We start from the raw sequence: 2,033 nt of genomic DNA on the forward strand, positions 1-2,033 counted from the left end.
GACCTTGATCACCAAGGCCAGGGTCAGATGAAGATCACCAAGTGGGTCAGATTTGATACGCCGTCAGAGGGTCAGGGTTCGGCCGTCGTCGAGAAGTGGACGACCGGCCGAGGCTCAGGCCCGGTTGGTCGACGTCGACGGCCCCCCGTGATCGACCTGATAAGGATGAGGCCGGATCTCAAAGTCCGTGTTCAGCGCAGTGACCGCCCTCAACCGATGGACGGCGGCTACCAGCTCACCTCCGTCTCCCCGCCGACGGCGTTACCCGTGCTGCCCGCGCTGTAAGGTGCTCATACCGATCAGGGGGAGCCATGGAAGATCTGGCAGCGTCGCTCGTGTCTCGAGTGTTGAGAGCCGTCGCGTCAGTGGCGTCCCTTGTCGTGGACATGCTGGGTTTTCGCGACTGGATCAAGGGCGTCAGGCGCGACAAGCGCCGAAAGCGATGACTTGGCACTCTGTCCCGTTGCGGTACAGCAACGAAGTACCGCAACCCCCGCGAACGCAGCCGACCGTCACCAACCGCAGGCAACCGCCCGGCCAGCCAAGCAGACCTCAGCGACCGCCCCGCCCGTAGTTCGCATCGAGAGGTTCATCGTGCCAGCTGCGTGCCCCTTCCGGGGGGACGCAGCGGGGAGTCGCGGGGAACGACGGGCACAGCTGCGCTCTGTCCCAGGTCCGAGTCTCGGCAGGTCGGGCAGGACCCACATACGGCGTCTACATGCCAAGTGCCTCCGAAGACTCCCATAGCCTGTGAAAGTGATCGTTTATCCGCTGTGGCACGTGGGCCATCAGAACGAAGCCGGACCCGAGGGAACCACCGTGCATAGGGACGAGGAGGGCAGTCTCCACATCGACGAGCAAGACGGCGATGATGTGAAGCTGCTGGGCATCTACTCAACCCAGGAGAAGGCCGAGGAACGCGTCCGCCGCGCTCGACTCCTGCCAGGGTTCAGAGACGAGCCCGACTGCTTCATGATCGTGCCGTATCCCGTGGACGACGACACGTGGACCGAGGGCTTCGTCCGCATCCCAAACGGCGAGTAAGGGCAGTCAAGGCTCTCGCAATTCTTCGGGACAAAGAGCAGCCGTGCCACATTCGCGCCAGAACAAGCGGGGACTCAGGGGGAATCACGGTGAACAACGGGACACGCCCCCACTCCTTCCAGGGCGGGGAATCCACAGGTCACGCCACCGACCGCCCCACCTCGCTCCTAAAGCGGTGCCGGGAGTGGCGGCCGCTAAGGCCGTGGCTTCAGATACCGCGCTTTGCCGGCACACGAAGCACCGGGCCTCGGGCACCCAGCAACCCGGGCACGGTCTGCCACAGGTCTGCCCCGTTCACCCGCTCCCATTTCGCGGTCGCCCGGGACTGCGCCCACTGGGCCACGGCCATCGGAACCAGCATGAGCGGCGGCATCAGTTGATGCGTTGCCAGGCCGATGAGCATCAGCCAACAGACCACTCCACCCACGAATCCGGCCGTGCGCCGTAGCGACAGCCGCTGCGCCGCGTTCTGGCCGGTGTGCGGTTGTTCTTCGGCGCTGTCGATCTGCACGGCATGCTCGTACGTGCGGCGAAGCCGGGCGGGGAGACGGAAGCGCAACGGCAGTAGCACCAGGGACATAAGAGCCACCGCAACTGCTCCCACCAGGAGGGTCTCCAGCCGGTGAGCCGTACCGATCAAGACCAGGAGCAACCCTTCGGACAGTACCGCGCCGCCGCCCAGCATCGATGCGCACGTCTGCTGGAAGTACACCACCCTTATCAGCCCGGGTCTGGCGTCCTCGGTCATCGTCCCAGCTCTCTACCCGTGCACCCGCACGGGCAGGGAAGATCCAACGCCGTGTGGAGCGCGGCGTCAAGAGACCGCGTGTCAGAACATCACCAAGACTGTTGAGCCCAGCTCCTAGGCGCACGGCAATGACGGCAACGCTGACGCCCGGGTTCCGCAGTTAATCGGGGTTCTGGGCTTTGGATGAGGTCGAACTTGCTGGTCAGCGGTGTGGCAGTTGGTGGGAATCGAAGCTCGTCCT

Annotated in this window: 3 protein-coding genes; 2 read left to right on the forward strand and 1 reads right to left on the reverse strand. The window is 64.6% G+C overall.

The genetic code is table 11. The features are described from left to right. Together AB0M27_RS47535 and AB0M27_RS47540 are read left to right on the forward strand one after the other, a co-directional pair. Positions 1-285 (forward strand): hypothetical protein (locus AB0M27_RS47535; protein WP_365732425.1); only part of this gene is annotated, 285 nt, incomplete at its 5' end. A 471-nt stretch (positions 286-756) separates the two neighbouring features. After that, positions 757-1,044, forward strand: a complete 288-nt coding sequence (locus AB0M27_RS47540; protein WP_365732426.1) for a hypothetical protein — start codon at positions 757-759, stop codon at positions 1,042-1,044. A gap of 208 nt (positions 1,045-1,252) precedes the next feature. Here the strand turns inward: AB0M27_RS47540 and AB0M27_RS47545 are convergent, their stop codons facing one another. Next, on the reverse strand, positions 1,253-1,792 hold the full coding sequence (locus tag AB0M27_RS47545; RefSeq protein ID WP_365732427.1) for a hypothetical protein: 540 nt from the start codon (positions 1,790-1,792) through the stop codon (positions 1,253-1,255). Between the last annotated feature and the right edge of the window lie 241 nt (positions 1,793-2,033).

Source organism: Streptomyces sp. NPDC052107, from assembly GCF_040680215.1.
GTDB lineage: Bacteria > Actinomycetota > Actinomycetes > Streptomycetales > Streptomycetaceae > Streptomyces.

Coding starts and splice junctions, on each gene's coding strand:
- AB0M27_RS47545 (WP_365732427.1), bottom strand. CDS start 1,792: ATGACCGAGGACGCCAGACCCGGGCTGATAAGGGTGGTGTACTTCCAG.